The organism is Paenibacillus sp. IHB B 3415 (assembly GCF_000802655.2).
Lineage (GTDB): Bacteria > Bacillota > Bacilli > Paenibacillales > Paenibacillaceae > Paenibacillus_AQ > Paenibacillus_AQ phytohabitans.
The window spans coordinates 46772-62959 of the sequence record NZ_JUEI01000061.1; the positions used below are offsets into that span (position 1 = coordinate 46772).

The following is a 16188-nucleotide window of genomic DNA, read 5'->3' on the forward strand; positions in this document are numbered from 1 at the left end:
CGCTTGCCTAGGCAAGGCGAGGTCCGGGAGTTTGTGCGGCAGGCGGCGCTGTAGAGAGGCTCTCCATTGCGGGCTGACGGAGTGTGGCTATAAGCCGGTTCTGGGTATCAGGTCCTGATACCCGAGCAGTACAAAGATGCCTCATAAGCGCCCATGGTAAGGGAGCCTATGAGGCATCTTTTTTGCTTTGACGCTAAGAACCCAATCATTACCTGCTCTTTTCATCACAGACACCTTAGCCTAGTCGTAATATGATAAGCAAAATATCATACGACTGAAGGAGCAGCTTGTGCATGAACACGAAACACGAATTCGATAATCTCATGGCATTTGCCAAGGACTTAATCAATGAGAATCTCGGCTTTTATTATGATATAAATTACGGCTACTTCCAGCCGGAGACCCACCCGATTGTAGACTTCATACGGCTCATCGGCAGGCGGATTCAGAGCCAGCTGATGCTGATGCCCGCACTCTACGGTGAGATCGACCAGATGGAGCGGATTTTCTCGGACAACCTGTTCTTTGATGAGTGGGCAGAGGTTACCCTGGACGGAAAGAGCTTCCACTTCCTGATGAGACAGATTGACAACAGCAGCAGGATCATTCACCTGGCGCACGATCTGGTCTTCCCCTCCCCCTGGATTCCCCGGAAACTGCGCGACAGTCTGATCCGCATAGGGGAAGGTACCCTGAACGGCAGCTGGAGACAGGATATCGGCCATGAAGTCACACTTTGGCTTCCAATGGGTATCTCCTTTGTAGAAGGCTCCGGGCACCATTCGGTGACGGCGGGGATCATCAAGGGCGAAGGGGAACTCTACCCTACCTCGGTGTATGACATCAGCCCCATCTATGATCATGTGTATACCGACGGCAAATATTATTACAGAACGCATGACCATTCCGTAATCTCCGAGGTTCATTTCGCAGAGTGTGCCGCTATCTTCGAAATCGGCCGGATTATGGCGGCGCAGAAGATTATTTTCTGAGTCCTGCGCGGCAATTTACAAGGGCTGTGCTAAGCGCCATGAATGGGCTGCTTGGCACGGCCCTTTGTTTTTGTAGAGGGACGCCCTGCTTCCGGCGGAATTAGAGGGATTTATCCCTCTCGTTTGCTCATCCGGCCGACTTTCGGCACATTCAAGAGCACTTCTGCTCTTCATTTCCTCTTCCCGCCATTCAAGAGCACTTCTGCTCTTCATTTCCTCTTCCCGCTCACTTACGGCGGATTCAAGAGCACTTCTGCTCTTCATTTGCTCGTCCCGCCTACTTTTGAGACTAACCTCTACAATTTTCTCCATAAGCACGAAGAGCTGCTCCTATGCAGTTTTCTCTGCACAAAGGACAGCTCTTGTATTGCTGCTCTTGCTCCTACTCTCCACTTTCCACCCCGGAGACAAAATGTTGTATAAATTACAGCTTCGAGCCAGCGAAACCCGGGTGCGCAGGCGGATTGTTGTATGAAATACAGGAATTCCCCCGCGAATCCGCTTAACAAACGGGGATTGCTGCATTTAATACAACAATTTTCGATTATGGTCGGTATGACGCGGGAAATGTTGTATTTGATGCAGGAATACAGTTATTTTGTCACTTTGTCGCTTTGTCACTTGTCACTTTGCCGCTTTGTCACTTGTCACTTTGCCGCTTTGTCGCTTTGTCACTTGTCACTTTGCCGCTTTGCCGCTTTGTCACTTGTTACTTTGTTCTGCGCCGCCCCTACCTCTCCCGGCCCAGCGCGCCGCCAGGACGGCAGCTGCTTCCCCTTACGTCGTAGCCCGCTTCACCAGCTGAAACTCCAGCTGCTGCTGCTCCGCTTCCGTGCCTTTGAGCCTGCCGAGAATCAGCTGAAAGGCATTCTGTGCCTGTGCGGCAATCGGATTATAGATGGAGGTAATCCCCAGCGTATGAGCCAGCTCGGTATTATCGAATCCGACAACCGCCAGCTCTTCCGGCACCTTCACACCCATCCTCCGGGCCTCGTTCAGCACACCAGCCGCCACCAGATCATTAGCGCACAGAATGACATTCGGTCGTTCGCCCGGATTCAGCAGCAGCTCGCGGACCAGCTGTTCCCCCTGGCGGATAGAATAGATGCCGGTAGGCGACCAGTCTGGCTGAACAGCCAGTGCGTATTTCCGGACAATGTCCTGATACGCCTGCATCCGCCCGGAGGTGTTCATGCTGGTCGGCCTGCCAAATGCATTGGCGATCCGCGTGTATCCCCGGGCGATCACATGCTCCAGCCCCAGCATATATCCGTCATACTGGTTCATGGCGACACTCTGAATCTCCGGACGCTCCATCCGCTGCCAGGACACAATCGGCCCGTATTTGCCATAGGAGCTGAGGAGCTCCAGATCGTTGACACAGGTGCTGATGACCAGCGCATCGACTCTTTTCCGCCGCATATCCTCGAAGGCCTGCAGCTCTTTGGCCGGATCACCTCCGGAAGTATAAATGATCGTCTGGTAGCCGTACTGGCTGGCGGTCTCAACGAAGCTGTTCAGAAACGGCAGCATCACTTCGTTGATCCCTTCCGTAACCATACCGATCTGCTCCGTCTGCCCTTTGGACAAGGAAATAGCATTGCCGTTCGGCACGTAATCCAGCTCTTCCATGATCTTCATGATGGTATCCCGCGTCGCCTGGCTCACATGGGGGGAATGATTCAGCACCCGCGAGACGGTGGCTTTGGAGAATCCCGACAGCTTGGCAATTTGATCAAGATTCGACATGAGGCTTCTCCTTATATAAATTGTTATCTCCCAAAAAAATACTTGACATGTAACGCGTTTCAACATTTAGCATTCCATTATAGGACATATTATTAGCTTACCATATCTGAATCCATAACTATAAAAAGGCGGGATATTGCATGAGTATTAAGTTTCCTGAAGGCTTTCTGTGGGGCGGCGCTGTAGCTGCCAACCAGCTTGAAGGCGCATATAATGAGGACGGCAAAGGCTGGTCGACCCAGGACGTCGCTCCGCAAGGGATCAAAGGTCCGATTACTGAAGTTCCAACTGAGGATAATATGAAGCTCGTCGGAATCGACTTTTACCACCGGTACAAAGAGGATGTGAAGCTTTTTGCCGAAATGGGCTTCAAAGTCTTCCGTACCTCCATTGCCTGGTCGCGGATTTTCCCGAACGGTGATGAGCTGGAGCCTAATGAGCAAGGCCTGCAGTTCTATGATGATCTGTTCGACGAACTGCATAAATACGGCATTGAGCCGCTCGTTACCCTCTCCCACTATGAGACGCCGCTGCATTTGTCCAAACAGTATAACGGCTGGGTTAACCGCGATTTAGTCGGCTTCTACGAACGGTATGCTAGAACGGTATTCACCCGCTACAAGAACAAAGTGAAATATTGGCTGACCTTTAACGAGATCAACTCCATTCTGCATGAACCGTTCATGAGCGGTGGTATTTACACGCCAAAGGAGCAGCTCAGTAAGCAGGATCTGTACCAGGCAATCCATCACGAGCTGGTAGCCAGTGCGCTGGCCGTGAAAATCAGTCATGAGATCAACCCGCAGGCCCAGATCGGCTGTATGATCCTTAGTATGCCGACTTATCCGCTCACTCCGAACCCGGATGATGTAATCGCAGCGATGAAGTCGGAGCATATGAATTATTTCTTCGGGGATGTTCATGCGAGAGGCGTATATCCGGGCTATATGAAGCGTTACTTCAGAGAGAACGGCATTGAAATCCATATGGAGCCTGGCGATGCCGAGATTCTGAAGCACACGGTAGACTTCATCTCCTTCAGCTATTATGTGAGCATCTGTGAGACGGGAGACGAGAATAAGCGCAACCAGACCGAAGGCAACCTGTTCAGCGGTGCAGCCAATCCTTACCTGAAGGCTTCCGAATGGGGATGGCAGATTGACCCGCAGGGTCTGCGTTATGTGCTGAACATGTTCCATGACCGTTACCAGAAGCCGTTGTTTATCGTCGAAAATGGTCTCGGCGCCAAGGACGAGCTGATCACCGGCGAAGACGGCATACCGACCGTCAATGACGACTACCGGATTGGGTATTTGAATGACCACCTGGTGCAGGTGGGCGAAGCAATTGAGGACGGCGTAGATGTCATGGGCTACACCTCATGGGGCTGTATTGACCTGGTCAGCGCTTCAACCGCACAGCTCAGCAAACGTTACGGCTTCATTTATGTAGACCGCCACGACGACAATACCGGCACACTTGAGCGCTACCGCAAGAAATCCTTCCACTGGTATAAGGACGTTATTGCGTCCAATGGAGAGAGCTTGCAGCGTTAAGCTCTTCTTTCCCACAAAAGGCAGCCATTCCGGCTGTCTTTTTGGTTAGAATAGGCTAACCGTATGGTAATTTCCATACGGTTAGCCTATTTTCATTGTTGAGCATAATCGCCTCCGGCCCTTCGTTATCTGTTTCTATAAAGAACACCGAAGATGTGTTTATCATCGCGTATTTTAGCTGCGGGAAGACAGCCGCACTCTTTATGACCTGGAAGTTAGTGAGTAGGACTGAGATTCCGTTATTTGAGCAAAATCGGCGAAATCACTGGTCAATCGGACACAGAATCCCTTATATGCCCCGTCATACCTTCTTTCGAGTTCAAATGAACAAGATAACGGAATCTCAGTCCGCTTCATCCAATATTGTAGGGTTTTTCGGAAAATAGAGGCTTCTCAGTTCGCTCCGCTCTTTAGATAACGTCAGCCTAACACCATTCCGCTTACTACAGGATATTCTCGCAGTAGAGACATCTGTTTCCAACACACATCCCCCCTAATAAGTGGAATTTTGGACACTTGATTTTATATAACTTCAACATGAAGGACTTTGCTTCCGCTGGCGGCTGCGCCACGCTGATCCCGGACGCGCAGAAGAGGATACCCATTCACTGTATTCGCGTCTGAAGTCGCTTCAGGAATGGAAGCCGGGGGCTTATCGTGATGCTGACGGTTTCAGTGTGATGCTGACCCACTTCCTTAAGGAAGCGGCAGCCGGAGAACCATCGGAGCTGGGATTGCAGTTGCTGCTAATCCGGCTGCTTGAGCGTCTGTGCCTGCTGCGGCAGACACTGGAGGGGCATACCGAAACCCCGGCAATCGGCTCTGAACCGCTGGTGCGTAAGGTGGAGATTTACCTGGAGGATTTCCAGGGAGACCGGCTGAACGTGGGAGAACTCACGGCATCGTTCCATATGAGCTATGGCCACTTATCCCGCGAGTACAAGAAGCTGACAGGGCATACGCTGGTCAGACGGATGAATAAGATCCGGCTGGAAAAAGCCTGGGAGCTCCTCCTCCCCGGCTCGAATATTTCGGAAGTAGCGGAACAGGCAGGCTTTGCCGACCTGAGCTACTTCAGTAAAGCTTTCAAAAAAAGCTACGGCCAAGCCCCGCAAAGCTACCGAAAGGCACATTCCACGAGCTCCGGGTAGAACACATGTTTGCACTTTCTTCCAACCCTGCCAATGGCAGCCGGACCATGCTTGGCATCCCGTCCGCTGCCGTATAGGCCGGAACAACGCCGGCAGCTCCTCTTGCCGTTCCAGTATAAGACGAGCAGCCGCAGGCCGTCTCTTCCTGCCCTTTCCTTCCCTCTCCCCTCCGGAGCTAAACTGAGTTGTTAATTGGAACTATATAGTCTAGTGAAGAAGGAGTAGCGGAGGGGAAATTTGGAACTGTAGGAGCGTTAGCGTCCGCCTTTATGTTTGGATTTCTACCGCGATCAGCGGTCTAGATCAGGAAATCCAAACATAACAATATAGTCTAGTGAAGAAGGAGTAGCGGAGGGGAAATTTGGAACTGTAGGAGCGTTAGCGTCCGCCTTTATGTTTGGATTTCTACCGCGATCAGCGGTCTAGATCAGGAAATCCAAACATAACAGCGGCCGGAAGTCCAAATGTTCACCGCAGGTACGTCAGATTCTTCACCCTAAGAACTTTAGTTCAATCTATAAGCTCTGTTACAGCTCCTTTACCATTTTGCAACTAATTGCCAGAAAGGTTGGGATATACTAGGCACAGATGAATCATAAGGAGAGTAACTGGATGAACAAATTCATACCCGGCCTGAGCGGCCTTCTATTCTTAAGTATAATCACCTCCGGCTGCGGCACCCTGAAGGCGCCAAGTGATCTGCTTCAGGCCCCGGCACAGGGCAATGCCGATGGCACATTAACCGGTATCGTGAAATTATATCTTCCCGCCAATTCGCATTTAACAGTGCCTGTCCATTCCGAATCCGGCAGCGCCATTCAATTACAGGATCTCGATAAGGACGGGCAGGATGAGCTGCTGGCCTTCTATAAGACAGACCAGACCGATTATGAAATCAATACCCTCCTGCTCTCGCAAAAGGACGGGAAGTGGAGTAAACTCGCCACTCTGACCGGGATAGGCAGCGAGCTGGATTACGTGGCGTTCACCGATGTTACCGCTGATGGAGCAGAGGATCTGCTGCTTGGATATAGCGGCGGGGAAGGACTAAGTAAAGAGTTATCTGTCCACAGTCTGAACAGCGGCAAATTATCCGAGATTCTCAAGCAGCCCTATGATCAGGTAGTGGTTGGGGATCTGACCGGGGAAGGACAAACCGATATTGCTGTACTCCAGGGAACCTATATTACAGATACACAACCCGAGACGCACCTTCAGCTGCTCCGGCTCCAGGGCGGTACGCTGCAGACCTTGTCCGATCAGAAGCTTGACGGGAACGTAATTGGGGCCCAGTTCGCCAAGGCATCCCCTACCCGAAGTGCCTTATTCATCGATGCCGCAGTGGGTGCGCACTCCTCCTACACTTCGCTGCTTACTTGGGAAAATAGTAAATTTACTGATATACTGGCATCAGATGATTATCAGCGTACTGCGCTTGCCGGCAGCAAGGACCTTGTACTCACGCCGCTGGCACCGGCGCCTGACGGAATGCTCGGCAGCAATAACTTGGCCATCAAGGATTACCCTCTGGCCAGCACAGATATTAACGGTGACGGGATTGTCGAGATTGGCTTTCTCGTACCGCCTGCGGGCACCGAGAGTTACGCCCCTCTGGCCACTCCGTTCATCACCAAGTATTATCAATGGGATGGCGGAACCGGCCTGAAGTTCGTGGAAGAACAGTTTGACCGCTGGGGCTTCAACTTCCATATTCCTAAGGACTGGGCTGGCCGTACGATTCTGGAGACACTGGGAGAGTCACCGGCGCCATGGGAGAATATCCGCTTCAGCTACAAGAATGCCGAATCTGCCCGGCAGGCCCCGCTGCTTGAGCTTCGCCTGCTGGCCAAGAAGGACTGGGCTGCAGCAGAGACTAAGCTGAAGTCAGAGAATAGAGAATATAAGCTGCTGTATGAGCTGCAGAATACCAATGATGATACGGCGCCAACGGTGTTCATTGCGGTCATGCCCGCTGCCGGTGCAGCAGCCAAGCTGCAGGGTGCTTCCCTTCAGGAGTATAATCAGCTGAAGCTGACCCTCGAGGAAGCAGTGCAGCTGGCCGGCACGCCGCAGAAGCCCCGGCAATAATAAGGAGGCTGTTCATGAAAGTGCTGATACTGGAAGATGAGAAGCCGATCCGGGATCTTCTGTGTGTGAATCTTAAGCGTGCAGACTTCGAGGTCGCTGAAGCTTCTACCGGTGAAGAGGCCCTGAGGATTGCCGGGGACCGGAAGGATTTTGACATTGCTATACTGGACCTGATGCTTCCAGGCATGAGCGGCTTCGAGGTATGCACCCGCCTCCGGGGACAGTTCCCCCGGCTAGGAATCATTATGCTCACAGCCAAAAGCCAGGAAGTAGACAAGGTCATGGGCCTCGAAGCCGGTGCAGACGACTACGTGGTCAAGCCGTTCAGTCCGGTTGAGCTGGTCGCGCGGGTGCGCTCCCTGTACCGCCGGATGTATCCGGGAGAAGCTCTGCCGCAGGAGAACAACCTGGAGCTTCCGCCTTTTACCCTTCTGCTGGATGAACGGAAATTACTGAAGAACGGGCAGGATATCCCGCTGACCCCGACCGAATTCATGATCGTCAAGCTGCTGTTGGAGCAGCCGAACAAGGCGATGAACCGGGACGATATTCTGACAGCCGTGTGGGGACAGTATTTCATGGGAGACCTTAAGATTGTAGATGTGAATATCAGCCGAATCCGCCAAAAAATCGGGCAGGAGTCCTCCGGGCCGCAGTTCCTCGAAACGGTGTGGGGATTCGGCTATATATGGAGGGGCTAACTTTGCTAAAGGGAATCAGGTCCAGGCTTATCGTCTATATTACCCTTATGCTGCTCCTGATCGTCCTGCTGCTGGAGGGAGTTTTCATTGCTGCCGTCCACTACTACTATCTGGGCAGCGCGATGGAAACGTTGAATTCCCGGGCCGCTACTTCAGCGACTTTTTTCAACAAGTATCTGGAGGGTTATACCCTGAGTGAACGGGCACGTTATATTCTGGAGAATCTCTCTCCTGAAGAGAGCAGTAAGGTGGAAGTGCTGAGTCCGGCCGGGAATGTCATTATTAATTCCTTCGGCTTCTCAAGTCAGGAGAAGGTGAATACCCCTGATGTGAGAGCAGCGCTGACCAGCGGCAAAGGAAGCTTCCAGAGTCTTAAGCCGTTACAGGGTGAGCGGATCATAGCCGTCTCGATTGCACTTAAGGAATCCGGAAGTACGATTGGCGTGCTGCGTTACTCTGTTTCTGCGGAGCCTTTATATGCCGTTATTATGAGAATTGTGCTGAATGCAGCTGCAGTCGGCCTGCTGGTAATTGGATTCGGGTTCGTGATGAGTCTGCTGATCGCCAAAAGAATCGTGGGTCCGATCCAGCAGCTAACCGGGGTTGCGAAGGAAATGGCCACCGGCAATTTCACCGTACGGGCGGCCAAACCATATGATGATGAGGTCGGTACGCTCGCAGTTACACTGAATTATATGTCCGAGGAAATTCTCAAAAGCGAGAAGATCAAATATGATTTCATCTCCTCTGTCACTCATGAGCTGCGCACTCCGCTTACTTCGATCAAAGGCTGGGGGGAAACACTGCTGGTAGGTGATTTATCGGATAAACAAGAGACCCTGCAGGGTCTTGAGGTCATGACCGGGGAGACCGACAGGCTCATCGGCCTGGTCGAGGATCTGCTGGACTTCTCCAAATTCCAGGCTGGTGAGATCAAGATCGTACGCCAGCCTTATGATCTCAGGGGACTGCTTGAGGATCTGCTGCTGCAGTTCAGATACCGGGGGCAGACCAAACAGATCCGCCTCTATGCCGAGCTTCCTGATCAGCCCCTGCCGGTAGACGGTGATTTCAACCGCCTGAAGCAGGTTTTTGTCAATTTGCTGGACAACGCCTTCAAATTCACTCCTGCCCAGGGAGCCATCCGCCTTACAGCAGTGTTAAACGGGGAGCTCATCATCATCACCGTAGCCGACAACGGCGAAGGCATCGAGGCCGCAGACCTGGCACAGCTCGGCACGAAATTCTTCAAAGGACGGTCCCGCCAGTCCGGAAGCGGCCTGGGCCTGGCCATCTGCAAGGAGATCATAGAGCTGCATGACGGGCGGCTGCGGATCGAAAGTGAATTCACCAAGGGTACCTCCGTGATCGTGGAGCTGCCGCTTTACCGGCTGGAGCAGCCTCTTTCTCCGCCGGTGTATCTATGAGCTTAGACCTCCCCGTGCGCAGGAATGCTAGCTGGATATTCAGCCTTTATTTTCCTGCCCCGGCTATTTCAATTACAGGCTGCGTCTCAATCGAGACATTCCCTGCCACGGCTCTGGAGATCATACAGGACTCTTCTGCCATATGTGCCAGCCGCTCTGCCTTCTTCAGCTGGGCCGCTGTCGCATCTGCCTGGAGCACCAACCGCGGTTTGTGCACGATCCGTTCGTACGTAAATACATTATTCGTGACATCTACCGTCGCCTCTGACTCCAGTGTCAGTTCCTGTGGTACAATATCTGAACGCTCGAGCATCGCTGCCAGCGTAATCAAATAACAGGTCGAGGCTGCCCCCAGCAGCATTTCGTCAGGATTCGTTCCGGTTCCCGGACCGCCCATCTCCTGCGGAATCGAGATTACCGTCTTTAACCCGCCTGCTTCGATATGACCCTCACTGTTACGTCCGCCGTTCCATACTGCCTTCAGGTGAAAAGGATGCTTCATCTCCCTCAATCCTCTCTTGTTCATTTCGAATACTTATACATTCTTCTCAAGCACTCCCGCCTCGCCGGAGCAGGCCCTGTACAGCTTTTGGGCTAAATGCGTCCAATCCGCCGGTTCTCCAGCCGTTGATCTGCCTGTTTGTATACATGGTAGGTCATCTCCGTCAGATTCACGATTCCAAGAGACCTTTCTTCCAGCACAGCGTAGGTGTTGGACCCCATATCACAATTCATACGGGCACCGTCAAAATATATCCGTTCCACCGGCGTATGCCCATGAATCACCGGCCTGCCGTTCGTTAATGTAAGCAGCTCTTCCCGCGGCTGCCGGTAGAACTCATATTCCGTCATCCACAGTATCTCCCGGCTCTGCTGCTCCAGGGGCTCCACTGTACAAAGTCCGGCATGTGTATACACAAATTCTTCATCTGCATAATACAGGGGCAAGGAGTAAGCCCATTCCATATGCGCCTGCCGCTCCTTCTGATCGGGAAAAGCCCGGGCAAAGCTCTCCAGCGTGTCATGCCCGCCATGGCTCAGCCAGAGCCTGTCACCGTTTTTAATGTAATCGCCCATCATTTCTTCATGATTGCCGATGAGCGCGTGAACCTGGCCGGGATGCCGCTCCGTGAGTTCTTTAATATATTTTACTACACCTGCCGAATCTTTCCCCCTGTTAATCATATCCCCGCCAAAGACCAGCTGATCCCGTTTCAAGTCAGCCCCGGCATGCCCGAGCAGGAGCTCTAACCCCTCTTTGTCGCCATGGATATCTGTTATGAAGAATTTGCGCATGATACCCCTACTTTCTGCTGAATCCAGTCTACCTCATTAACAGATATAATGCATGGGTCAGAGCTATCCCCAACACAATAAGTAAGGAGATTAATATTTATATAGCTTAATTATTAATTAGATGAGCGGAGCGCGGCAGACTCCTGCATTAATCCCCAAGCTGTTATAGTGCTGTTTGATGTTAATAATCGCATGCCCGCTTATGACCCGTGATACCAGATCCTCGACCGGTTTAGCGTCAACCTGTTTATGCTGAAGCAGCTGTTCGACGGTATGTTTAATTTCCTGCGGATATATATTACCAGCCACACTTGAGAGACCCTTACATCCGCCTGTGACGAAATTGTCCACCAGCTTGACATCTCCTGCAGCAAACATGATGAAATAATCCGGGTAAGTTAGCGGCAGATGACGCTGCAAATCACCTGTTTCTTTATAGCCAACGATGTTGGGGTACCGGTTAATTAACGAATGAAGCGAGTCTGGAGTCAAATCGAACCCGGTCCGGCCGGGATTATTATACAGGGCCACCTGCTTGGTCGTATGGCTAAGCAGCTCTTCCACATAAGCAACTGCCTGCTGCTGCGTGGGCCGGATATACGGAGGGAACCCGATCAGAATTACATCAATTACGGAGGCCTCCAGCGCCTTGACCAGACGTACCGTATCCCGTGTTCTTATAGCGGAAGCCCCGAAGACAAGCTCAATATCCTGAAAGCGCTGCTGGTCAAAATATTCAATGATCTGCAGTCTCTCCTCTATGCTCATGGAATGCTGCTCACCGGTACTTCCTGAGACAAGCAGTGATTCTATACCGTTCTGCTTTTGATACTCTACAATGGCCTTAAATTCGTCAACATTTAAGCTTTCATCCTCCCGGAAAGGAGTCGGTATAGCGACATTTAAATTTTTCATCGTATATTCCTTTCTATGGCGAGCCAGGGCAGCTAGGATCTGGACAGGAATTTGTCTTCCATTGCATCGAGGAGCGTGAACATCAGTTCATTGGATGCTTTTACTTTCTCAAGCTGATTCACCATCTCAGACTGCGCTTGAACATACTCCTCCCGCTCCAGCTGCTCGGCACAGTTCCCGATGATTTTCCGGATGCTGAGGTCATTAACCTCCAGATGAAACTGCAGGCCGGCTACATAATCCTCATATTCAAAACACTGATTGGCACAGCCCAAGCTGAACGCCAGCCTCTTGGCTCCGGCGGGTAGGCTGAAGGTATCTCCATGCCAGTGAAACGGTACAAACTGCTCCGGGAACGCTTTGAAGAAGGTAGACGTCTTGGCATCCCCGGTCAATCTCACTGGGAACCAGCCGATCTCGTTCCACTTGTTTTTATAGACTTCACCGCCGATTTGTTCGGCAATCAGCTGGGCTCCCAGACAGATTCCAAGCGTCAGCTTGCGCGAGCGGATGGCTGCGTCAATAAAAGCTTTCTCCCCCTTCAGCCAGGGGATCATTTCCTCATCATAGACTCCCATCGGTCCGCCCATGATTACGAGCATATCAAACTCATCAATAGATGGCAGAGCCTGTGCTTCATACATTAAGGTTGTTGTAAGCACATACCCTCTGTTCCCGGCCCAGACTGCAATTTCCTCCGGCGCTTCAAAAGGGACATGCTGCAGGCAATGAATTCTCATCTCTCCACCTCATTCAATTAATTTTCTATGACCTACACTCACACCATCTTCCTCTAATGTAAGTATGTTCTGCGTTGCCTGGTGGAGTCCTCCCTAAATAATAAACAATCCTATGTTTTTTCCTGCCCCAAAGTACAAAAAAGTCCTGACGAATCAAGGGCTGCTTGATCACCAGGACTGTCTTTCCTGTAGCAAAAGGTATGGCTTTCTTTTATTTTTCTTTTACGGCAGGTTCATAGATCAGACAGCGCAGCATCTTACTCGGATAGCGGAACTCCGCATTATATTTGCTGCCGTCTTCTAATAACACATCCACTGCTACCATCCCGCGTTTGTTGTTCACCTCAGTATCGGTCAGATAAGCTTTGACTATCTTTCTTTTCTCTCCCTGCTTGTCCTTCACGACCTGAGTAGCTCTATTGATCCAGCTGTTATCCTTGAGGATGGCAGCTGCGGCAGCTGCGGCGATAGGCGTTCTTTTCAACGCCCCATTAATGGCTGTCGTATCCACTGCGATCCCTGTCTCCGGATCGATCTGCACATCATATTCCCAGAATTCCTGGCCTTGTCCGCGCAAGGTAGATGACTTGTACGGAGCGAAGTGAACCCTCCAGGTTGAACGAAAGCCATATTCCTGTTCAGGTAGTGCAACATAAGTGTTTAGCTTGGACACATCGGCATCATACAGCCTGCGCACACTTTCAGCGGCAAGCGCCTCTACTTCAGACTTGCTATACTTCTGCGGAAGGGGAGGCGCAGTCACATATCGTTTGGATAATACATAATTCAAGCGGGAGTACCAGTCGATCAACTGCAGATGCTCTTCATCGGTCCAGGTCTTCTCTGGATAGTGGTACGTATTGGTATTCATATCCAGATACAAAGCACCTTGACCCGGCGCTAGGGGCATTGGCTTCTGGGGCCGTACGCCATCATATACATACTGATCTTGCAGAACCAGATGGCGTTTCATTTCCGAATCGGTCATTTCCCGGCCTGAAACATTGGGATCACCCGGCTTCTCTATATAATCATAGATCTGCTGGATTTGCACCTCTGTCATCTGCTTAAGCAGATCATCATTCACTGTAGATACCGGCACAGGCGCCTCTACTTTTAACACAGGAACAGTGCTTTCTGTCAGACTTAGCCGGACATTGTCCTGCGTTGCCGTGCTGTTCTTAGCGACGACTGCAGAGTTCATCAGACTGGGGACGAGAAATGCACTGGCTGCGAATACACCTCCAGAGACTAAGATGACAGCCACCGTAGCCGACCATTTCTTTGTTTTCAATTGTATTACCTCCATCGGATTAAGATACTAACTCTTTCTATACCTTAATCCCGGGATGTTATAGAGTAGAGGGGCAGTTGTTATGGAGTTGTAAAAAGATGCGGATGCTTGTCCCCTGACCAACGACAGATTGCAGCTCAACCCTGGCCTCATGCGCCTCGGCAATCTGCCGGCACAAGGAGAGGCCGAGGCCAGCATTGCCGTAGGTCCGCGAACGCGCCGGATCTGCGCGGTAGAACGGCTCGAACGCACGCTTACTCTGCTCTTCCGTCATGCCGGCTCCGCTGTCTTGCACTTCCAGCACCCCCTCACCGTTCTGCTGAAAAGCCAGCAGGCGGATGATGCTGCCTGGCTGGGAGGCAGGAATGGCATTCTCAATCAGATTTACCAGAAAGGATGCCAGAAGATCCGCATCTCCCCACACGGCGGGAATAGAGCTGTCCATCTGCAACAGTAATCCGTGCTCTGCTGCCTTCTGCAGCTCGGTCTGCGCTACCGCCCGGAACAGGGCTGCCACATCCACCTCTGCCTGCACCAGTGGCTGATGCCGCAGAACGGACAAATCAAGCAGCTTGAAGGCCAGATTCTTGAGCCGGACAGTCTCAGTTAAAATATAGTGACCGGCCTTGATCTGATCCTCCTGGCCAATGTTCGCCGAGGTGAGAAGTTCAGCAAATCCCTGCATGCTTGTCAGCGGCGTCCGCAGTTCATGGGCAAGATTATCGACCATCCGCTGTTTATCCTCGGCCATGCCTGCAAGGTCCGTCATCCGCTGCTCCACCACAGCAGCCATCCGGTTAAAGTTGAAGGCCAGCTCCCCGAATTCATCCCTGCTGTTCAGCTCCACACGGTTAGAATAGTTACCTTCGGCAATCGTTTTGGTCGTCTCGGACAGCAGCTTGAGAGGCCTGGTCAGGTGCCGGATCAGAAGGTAGAGCAACAGCAACAGCAATGGACCGACGATCCAGTTAATCATCACGAAAAAGCGGTTAAGCTCCTGCTGCTGGGCATACAGCCCGCTGATGTCGCGCTTGTAAGTCAGCTCCAGATGCTGATAAGGAGCAGGGAGCGGCATAGCCAGCGTCATGACATGCTCTTCCTGCACAGCGCTCTTCCCTGCCTGATTGGGGTAGATAAGCTGTCCGTCCTCCCGCAACTCCAGTCCTATTCCCTGTTTGCGGTAGTGCTCTCCATATGACTTAGCCACACTGACCATCAATGCAGGGGTGAGGGTTAGCCCACGTGTCCGGATCGAATCCAGATTCTCGTATATATTGTTGGTGATCAGCAGCTGTTCACTGGCCGCACGCCTGGTTTCGCTATCCATATTCAGCTGCCAGCTTTTTTTCATCACCATTATCACACTTACATCAAGAGCGGCTATGAAGAGAACCAGGACAGCGAGGAGGATCTTATGCCAGAACCGCATGGCTAGACCTGAACTTCCAGCCGGTAGCCCAGCTTGAATACAGTTTTGATCCGTTCTTCCCAGCCGAGCTTTTTGCGCAGCTGGCGGATATGAACATCCACGGTGCGGGTGTCTCCGGCAAAGTCATAACCCCAGGCCAGCTCCAGCAGCTTTTCTCTCGAAAGGGCGATATTCCGGTTACGTATCAGTACTTCGAGCAGCTCAAATTCTCTGGTAGTCAAATCAACCGGCAGCTGATCTACCCGGACCTGCCGTTCCGGAAACCTGACTTCCACCGCATCGCAAATAAAAGCAGGGGTAGCTTGTTCATTCCTGCGAAGCACAACGTTAATCCGGGCCAGCAGCTCCAGGATTTCAAACGGTTTTATTATATAATCCTCCGCACCCAGCTCGAAGCCTCTGATGCGGTCGGAGAGTGCATTTTTGGCCGTAATCAGAATGACCGGAATCCGCAAAGGAGCGATCTGCTGCATCACTTCAAACCCGTCGAGACCGGGAAGCATCACATCAAGCAGGATAAGATCCGTCCGCTCCTGTTCCAGCATTCCGGCAACCTCTGAGCCGGTATACACTTTGGAATACGTGTGTCCAACCAGCTTAAGGTTCATGGTTATCAAATCGCTGATCGGCTGTTCATCTTCAACTACTAGTATATGAGCCATCTACTGAATATCCTCCTGATTCCTGTAATAGCAAAATGTTCCGTTAACTATTTAACCTTTATCATACCAGATTTCAGATTCTACATGACATTTCACGGTGTACTATGGATTCTATTGTTATAAAAGTGGCGCCAAACGCAAGAACAAAATCACCCTAACGGGTGAATAACGTTCTAGCCAGCGGTTAT

At 51.6% G+C, this 16188-nt stretch carries 14 protein-coding genes; 6 read left to right on the plus strand and 8 right to left on the minus strand.

From position 1 onward, the window contains the following. The first annotated feature begins 293 nt into the window (after window positions 1-293). Window positions 294-992, plus strand: a complete 699-nt coding sequence (locus tag QW71_RS24920; RefSeq protein ID WP_039305408.1) for a DUF6710 family protein — start codon at window positions 294-296, stop codon at window positions 990-992. A 777-nt stretch (window positions 993-1769) separates the two neighbouring features. On the opposite strand, the gene QW71_RS24930 is transcribed toward QW71_RS24920, so the two are convergent. Further along, window positions 1770-2741, minus strand: coding sequence for a LacI family DNA-binding transcriptional regulator (locus QW71_RS24930; RefSeq protein ID WP_039305414.1), 972 nt, complete (start codon window positions 2739-2741; stop codon window positions 1770-1772). 140 nt (window positions 2742-2881) lie between these two features. Here QW71_RS24930 and QW71_RS24935 point away from each other — a divergent pair, with 140 nt between their 5' ends. The 5 genes from QW71_RS24935 to QW71_RS24955 all read left to right on the plus strand — a co-directional run bounded on the left by QW71_RS24935 (window position 2882) and on the right by QW71_RS24955 (window position 9664). After that, window positions 2882-4297 (plus strand): glycoside hydrolase family 1 protein, encoded by a 1416-nt coding sequence (locus QW71_RS24935; RefSeq protein WP_039305417.1) that lies wholly within the window; start codon window positions 2882-2884, stop codon window positions 4295-4297. Between the two features lie 680 nt (window positions 4298-4977). After that, complete coding sequence (locus tag QW71_RS24940; RefSeq protein ID WP_052770190.1) at window positions 4978-5448, plus strand: helix-turn-helix transcriptional regulator; 471 nt, start codon at window positions 4978-4980, stop codon at window positions 5446-5448. A gap of 612 nt (window positions 5449-6060) precedes the next feature. Beyond that, the gene (locus QW71_RS24945; RefSeq protein ID WP_039305421.1) at window positions 6061-7536 is read left to right on the plus strand and encodes a VCBS repeat-containing protein; all 1476 of its coding nucleotides are present in this window, start codon (window positions 6061-6063) and stop codon (window positions 7534-7536) included. A 14-nt stretch (window positions 7537-7550) separates the two neighbouring features. Then, window positions 7551-8237: a response regulator transcription factor gene (locus QW71_RS24950; protein ID WP_039305424.1), complete on the plus strand. Its 687-nt coding sequence runs from the start codon at window positions 7551-7553 to the stop codon at window positions 8235-8237. 2 nt (window positions 8238-8239) lie between these two features. Continuing rightward, window positions 8240-9664, plus strand: coding sequence for a HAMP domain-containing sensor histidine kinase (locus QW71_RS24955; protein WP_235441542.1), 1425 nt, complete (start codon window positions 8240-8242; stop codon window positions 9662-9664). A gap of 46 nt (window positions 9665-9710) precedes the next feature. Here QW71_RS24955 and QW71_RS24960 read toward each other — a convergent pair whose 3' ends face one another. The 7 genes from QW71_RS24960 to QW71_RS24990 form a co-directional block, all read right to left on the minus strand. Next, window positions 9711-10166 carry an OsmC family protein gene (locus tag QW71_RS24960; RefSeq protein ID WP_039305427.1) on the minus strand — a complete coding sequence of 152 codons (456 nt, stop codon included), beginning with the start codon at window positions 10164-10166 and terminating at the stop codon, window positions 9711-9713. A 92-nt stretch (window positions 10167-10258) separates the two neighbouring features. After that, window positions 10259-10960, minus strand: coding sequence for a metallophosphoesterase family protein (locus QW71_RS24965; RefSeq protein WP_039305429.1), 702 nt, complete (start codon window positions 10958-10960; stop codon window positions 10259-10261). A gap of 117 nt (window positions 10961-11077) precedes the next feature. After that, on the minus strand, window positions 11078-11875 hold the full coding sequence (locus tag QW71_RS24970; RefSeq protein ID WP_039305431.1) for a dihydrodipicolinate synthase family protein: 798 nt from the start codon (window positions 11873-11875) through the stop codon (window positions 11078-11080). Window positions 11876-11907: 32 nt separating this feature from the next. Next, entirely contained in the window at window positions 11908-12615 is a 708-nt protein-coding gene (locus QW71_RS24975) for a type 1 glutamine amidotransferase (RefSeq protein WP_039305435.1), read from the minus strand. A gap of 211 nt (window positions 12616-12826) precedes the next feature. Then, on the minus strand, window positions 12827-13909 hold the full coding sequence (locus tag QW71_RS24980) for a hypothetical protein (protein ID WP_039305438.1): 1083 nt from the start codon (window positions 13907-13909) through the stop codon (window positions 12827-12829). A 58-nt stretch (window positions 13910-13967) separates the two neighbouring features. Then, complete coding sequence (locus tag QW71_RS24985) at window positions 13968-15260, minus strand: cell wall metabolism sensor histidine kinase WalK (RefSeq protein ID WP_235441543.1); 1293 nt, start codon at window positions 15258-15260, stop codon at window positions 13968-13970. Between the two features lie 80 nt (window positions 15261-15340). After that, window positions 15341-16000: a response regulator transcription factor gene (locus QW71_RS24990; RefSeq protein ID WP_039305443.1), complete on the minus strand. Its 660-nt coding sequence runs from the start codon at window positions 15998-16000 to the stop codon at window positions 15341-15343. Between the last annotated feature and the right edge of the window lie 188 nt (window positions 16001-16188).

Coding starts and splice junctions, on each gene's coding strand:
- QW71_RS24920 (WP_039305408.1), top strand. CDS start 294: ATGAACACGAAACACGAATTCGATAATCTCATGGCATTTGCCAAGGAC.
- QW71_RS24930 (WP_039305414.1), bottom strand. CDS start 2,741: ATGTCGAATCTTGATCAAATTGCCAAGCTGTCGGGATTCTCCAAAGCC.
- QW71_RS24935 (WP_039305417.1), top strand. CDS start 2,882: ATGAGTATTAAGTTTCCTGAAGGCTTTCTGTGGGGCGGCGCTGTAGCT.
- QW71_RS24940 (WP_052770190.1), top strand. CDS start 4,978: ATGCTGACCCACTTCCTTAAGGAAGCGGCAGCCGGAGAACCATCGGAG.
- QW71_RS24945 (WP_039305421.1), top strand. CDS start 6,061: ATGAACAAATTCATACCCGGCCTGAGCGGCCTTCTATTCTTAAGTATA.
- QW71_RS24950 (WP_039305424.1), top strand. CDS start 7,551: ATGAAAGTGCTGATACTGGAAGATGAGAAGCCGATCCGGGATCTTCTG.
- QW71_RS24960 (WP_039305427.1), bottom strand. CDS start 10,166: ATGAAGCATCCTTTTCACCTGAAGGCAGTATGGAACGGCGGACGTAAC.
- QW71_RS24965 (WP_039305429.1), bottom strand. CDS start 10,960: ATGCGCAAATTCTTCATAACAGATATCCATGGCGACAAAGAGGGGTTA.
- QW71_RS24970 (WP_039305431.1), bottom strand. CDS start 11,875: ATGAAAAATTTAAATGTCGCTATACCGACTCCTTTCCGGGAGGATGAA.
- QW71_RS24975 (WP_039305435.1), bottom strand. CDS start 12,615: ATGAGAATTCATTGCCTGCAGCATGTCCCTTTTGAAGCGCCGGAGGAA.
- QW71_RS24985 (WP_235441543.1), bottom strand. CDS start 15,260: ATGAAAAAAAGCTGGCAGCTGAATATGGATAGCGAAACCAGGCGTGCG.
- QW71_RS24990 (WP_039305443.1), bottom strand. CDS start 16,000: ATGGCTCATATACTAGTAGTTGAAGATGAACAGCCGATCAGCGATTTG.